We start from the raw sequence: 5,131 nt of genomic DNA, 5'->3' as shown, positions 1-5,131 counted from the left end.
TCATCAAGGCTGGCCAGGAAATCCACCTCTCCAGCGGCCTGAAAGTGGTGCTCGAAGCCGGCAGCGAACTGACCCTCAAAGGCGGCGGCAGCTTCATCAAACTCGACGGCGGCGGCGCAACGCTGGTTGGGCCGGTGATCAAGGTCAACTCCGGTGGCGCAGCGGGCAATGGCTCGGGGGCGGCGCCGATATTGCCGGGGGCGGTAAGGCCAGCGGATGCGGATGTGCCGGGGGCCGTGCTGGAACATCGGCTCAAGCAGGCGAAACTGAGCCACAAACCTTTGGTCGAGCTATGTCAGAAACCCAAGGGCGGCACCCCGATGCAATGCCCCTTGGCAAATTGCCCATGCCGTCAGGCACTACAGGCGGGAGGCTGAGCGCATGTCGGTTTCGATACTCGAAGGGTTCCCCTACCTATCCGCTCCGCTCTATATGCTGCTGGAGTTGGACGAAGGGATGTTGCCACGGATCTATCAGATGGAGGCTGCCCCCGACCCTCAGCCTCTTTTCGCGGATACCGAGCTGAGTGCCCATCTCGATCAGGGCCCCTGGCTCGTGCGTATCACGTCTGAAGGGCAATACCTTGCGGCCTACCGCCAGGCACCAGAGCAATGGCCCGGCATCCTGCTGGCCTCCTCGCAGCCGGTCGAGGCGCTATTGACCCAGCTACGCAAAATGCTGGTCGTTCAGTTCGATGGTCAGCGCAAGGGCGTACTGCGCTATTACGACCCCAGGGTGGCGAGCTACCTTTTCCCTGCGACTGAAGCCGCACAGAGCTGGCTTGGGCCAATCGAGCAACTCGTGTGGCATGGCGCAACCTGGCCGGAGTGCGCACATGGCACTGGCCACTGGCGTGGCTTGCAAAGGCAAGCAGGCAGCCCTGCAACCGCTCCAAGCGGCGGCATGGTGCTCGACAAAGTACAAATCGCCGCCCTCGAGCAGCAACAGATAGAAGCCTTTGCCTACGAATGCTGGCGAACGCAGTCACAGGCTGACTTCTCGCAGGTATTGGGCTATCTGCAACAAGGGCTTGCCGCTGGGTTCGATGAGGAGCAAAGCCTGAATACCTACCTGCAGCTTCGCCTCGCTCATCCCCGCCACTTACAACATCCACCGATTGCAGCAGGCCAGGTTCAATGGCGCCTGCAACAGCTACAAGCCTGGCTCGAAGCCACACCAGCGCCCATGGAGAATCAAGGATGAATGCCAAAGTAGGGAGCCTTTCCGGTAATCCGGCCTGTGAAGGCAGCAAACTGATCGTCGAGGTCATCGGCAAGGAGCACCCGCCAGAACAGCGCGTGGTCATCTATGACGAAAACGATCAGGAGCTGCTGCAGACGCTCACGCAACAAGCCAAGCAGGAATTGGTCGCTGATGCCAAGCAGAGCAGCACCTTGCATATCTGGGATTGGCAACAGCAACCCAGGCGCCATCTCTGGCTGGAGATCGACGCAGAGAGCGGCAGCCCGATCCGCGTGCCGCTGATGGACGACACACGCACCACCCCGCGCCAGCGTGAGCGGCAGTGGAACTGCATCGTCCCCGTGGTGCCCATGAGCACCATGCTCGGTATCAGCATCAACCACCAGCATCGCGAATACCCCGTGCATGTACGCGCCGGCTTCATCTACCTGTTCTATCGCGGCAAAGCGTGGCGTGAGTTGGAGGTGCGCCAGGCTGACGGGCAGGCGACTTATCACGATGTGCGCCTGAGTGACTTCCGCAATGGCGAGCACTTTCAGGATGGCCCCCGTGCAGCCAGCGGCAAGGGGCTGAGCGAGATCTGGCTACCAGCCCGCTGGAATAACCGTGCGGCCTCGGATATCGAGGTGGCCTATGCCGAGGTGCAATGGCCTGCCGTGCGCCTCAACGCCATGGAGCGCAACGCTCACCTGCGCCGCGCCCGCTGCAATCGTTTGGGGCTGGCAGTGGCCGAACGCAGCTTCGGCAACACCACCTACCGGGCTTCAAGCCAGCAGCAGGCCTTTTACCTGGAAAAAGTCCCCGCCCACCGCCCGCGTGATCCCGCCCGCGAATGGCTGTTCGATCAGCCACTCAAGTACCTGCACGACCTGAGCGGCCAGTACCCCGTGCAGAGCCTGCAATATGCTCAACAGGTTCATCAACGCCACGAACGCGGTGAATACAACCCAGGGCCAAGCCATCCACAGCAAACGCTGGATGACCTGCGCCCGGAAACGGGCGCATGGACGGTCGAGCTGAGCGAAACGCTGAACGATCTCAAGCATCTGTGCGCGGTAAACGAACGCGAACACTGGCAGGCCGCGCCAGCGGCGACCGATATGCTGGCCATGGCCAAACAGCGCCAGATCGCGGGCGTATTGGTCGAGGACGGGCTTTACCGCATGCGCCATCTACTGGCACGCACCAATCAGGCCCTGGCGGTACTGCAGCTCTGCGCACAACGTGCCACTTTCCACGCCCACCACGCTTCTGCATTGTTACTGCAGCGGATGATGGTGCCGCCGCAGATTGGTGGGCAGAGCAACCCGCTGCACCGCTTCATCAGCCAGGTCAGCCAGGAGGGGCGCCAGCAGATCGACCTGTGCTCGGGCCACTCTGCCCGCCTGTTGGCCGCTACCTGCCTCAAGGCCGCACAGGACAACCTGGCCGCCTGCTTGGCCCAGGTATCCAACCAGCATGCGCTGGGCGATCATTTCTGCCTGGAGGGGCTCGATTATGCCGGCGCCTTCCAGCTGTGCAGTCAGCTATTCGTCTGCCTGGCGCGCACACCCGAGCAGCAGGATCCATTCCTGGTGGCAGGCGATGCGCCGCGCACAAGCGCCGGTAGAACACTGCTCGGCAAAATTGCGCAAAACGACGACCAGCCCCTGCACCGTATGTTGTGGCCCGAAACCAACGACGACACCCTGCTCAAGCCCTATCAAGTCGTGCAAACGACGAATGACGGTGAAGGTCGATACCGTGCCGAGGCGTTGAATCTGGTGGCGCTGCTCGATGCACCGCCCAGCGAGGAGCCCGCGACCCTGGAGGGCAACACCCTTGCGGGGCTGATGCAGCAACCGGACTTCCTGCTCCTGCCTTCGCTCAAAAGTGGCGCCGCCGCGCTGATAAACGTATGGGAGAACCTGACCAGCGCCCTCAAGGAAGCGCAGAAGGGCTTGACCCGAGCCAGCACAACGCACCAACAGGCCACGACTGAAAGCAGGCGTAGCCGGGTGGAAGCGCATGACCGTGAGGGCGACCTGCGCCACGAGCAAGAGCGTGGCAAAGTGCTGAAAGAGGAACTGGGCCAGGAAGCATTCCCGGCCAAGTACCGGATGTATACCAAGGATCTGCAACTGCTGCGCAGCATGCTGCAGCAGGACTTCGGCGACATGGTGTTCGTGCCCCATAACGCCGTGAACCAGGAGAAATACTACTTCTTCGGTTTGAGCGACCTCCCGGTATCACCGCAGGAAGCGCGGCAGATCTTTGGCAAGCTCCTGAATCTGCAGGGCGGGCTGCTAGGCCACAGCGATGAATTCAGAGCCAATCGGGCCGGCATCGACCAGTTCGTAAAAGAGCTGCTGCTATTGGCCATCCCCAAGAATCACCGCACCGCCCGCCTGATACGGGAACTGAACCGGCAGATTGCCGAAGAGCTGCGTATCCAGAACGATCTACAGCTTGCACGAGAACAGCGGGAGGCCGCCCGAGGTCGCCTGAGCGAAGCCCAGAACGCGCTGAAACAGGCAAAAGACCGACTGGCCAAACAGGAAAGCGGCTGGCGCCGAAGCGCGCGCGGTATGCTCGGCTCCACGGCCTTTCCGGGTGGCGTGTTGATTCTGGAGGCTATTAATGTGCTGGCGGAGTTCGAGGCTAGGGATGCAACAATAAGAAATAAAGGCGAATTTAGGTCTGCCGTGGGACTAATCAGTGCAGGAGCTGATTTGCTATTAGCCATGGAATTCCTTGCAGATAAAGTCGCGCACAACCATCCGCTGGTACAAAACTTTCAGACTAGGTACGCCGAAAGAGTGGTGCTGAGAATCTCGCCCAAAGTGGCTGAAGTGTTTGGCGATCGATTGATCAAAGAAGTGACCGGCAAACTGGCCTTCCAAAGCTTCGCCGGGACGCTTTTTGTCGGTATCAGCATCTACGATGCCATGCATGAAGCCAGCCTGGGCGATGACGCTGCCTGGGGCTACGGGCTGATGGCCGCGGGTGGCCTGGTCGGGGTAGTCGGCGGCTTCTTTACCGCCAGCGGCGCCACCTTCCTGGGCCTGGGCCCGGCTGGCTGGGCCACCCTGCTGCTGATTCTGGCCGGTGCAGCGCTGGTGTGGTGGCTGGACGACAGCCCCATCGAGGAGTGGCTGAGCAACGGCCCCTTTGGCGATAACCGCAGCGACAAGGTGCCTCACCTCTGGAACGACCCGCAAGAGGCCTTCTACCGCCTGGTCAGCCTCTTTGCCGGTATCCGTATCCGCATCGGCGCCAACCCGGAACAGGCACGCTACAGCGGCGCCATGGGCCTGCTCGACCCCGCCGAATACCATGCGATGCGCCGCTCAAATACCCAGGTACGCATCGAAAGCAACCTGCCTGGGCTTGCCGCCACCCTGGGCAGCGCCAATATCAGCGCGGTCAGCCAACTGCGTAGCAGCAGCCATCGCCTCAGCCCGCGCGACATGACGCAATCCAGCAGCCATAGCTTGAGCCCCATTCAGCCTCTGGCCCAGCGCCTGTACCCCGATGCCCTGGAACTGTTCTACGAGGTGCCGGTGTCGCAGAGCATGCCACGCACGCCACCGCATCGATGGCAGACTTACAGCCTGGCCGTGCGTGCGCAGGTAATTCTGCAAGGTGAGGAGCGTACCTGGGTGTTCCCGGCTCCATCCCCGACGGACGTATTACGTTACGACCCTGAACGGCATGATAAACCCGACTTCAGCAAAACCAATCAGCCCTTCTGGGCCGATGAACAGACCCATCCGGACAGCCAGCCGTAAGGATGCCTCCATGACTGCCCATTACAGCCCTAGCGCCTACCAGCCAGCGCGCATTCCCGATCAGCCTGCAGCGACCAAGCGCAGTTGGCTGTTCCGCTTTGGCAACTCGCGCCTGCCCTGGGGGCATACCGAGGACATCGTGCCTCTCAGCATGCTGC

The 5,131-nt window shown here is 61.6% G+C and carries 2 protein-coding genes and 1 pseudogene; all 3 read left to right on the top strand.

Translation table 11 applies throughout. The annotated features are described in order from the left end of the window. A pseudogene (locus AERO9A_RS22225) lies at window positions 1-377 on the top strand (DUF2345 domain-containing protein); the annotation flags it as partial. Window positions 378-381: 4 nt separating this feature from the next. Then, window positions 382-1,203: a DUF4123 domain-containing protein gene (locus AERO9A_RS22220; RefSeq protein WP_159974132.1), complete on the top strand. Its 822-nt coding sequence runs from the start codon at window positions 382-384 to the stop codon at window positions 1,201-1,203. After that, window positions 1,200-4,973, top strand: coding sequence for a hypothetical protein (locus tag AERO9A_RS22215; protein WP_159974131.1), 3,774 nt, complete (start codon window positions 1,200-1,202; stop codon window positions 4,971-4,973). The genes AERO9A_RS22220 and AERO9A_RS22215 overlap by 4 nt, the downstream gene beginning before the upstream one ends. The last annotated feature ends 158 nt before the right edge of the window (window positions 4,974-5,131 follow it).

The sequence above is a fragment of the Pseudomonas sp. 8Z genome (assembly GCF_902506535.1).
Lineage (GTDB): Bacteria > Pseudomonadota > Gammaproteobacteria > Pseudomonadales > Pseudomonadaceae > Aquipseudomonas.
Note: the sequence above shows the minus strand (reverse complement) of the source record. Positions and strands in the feature narration are given on the sequence as shown.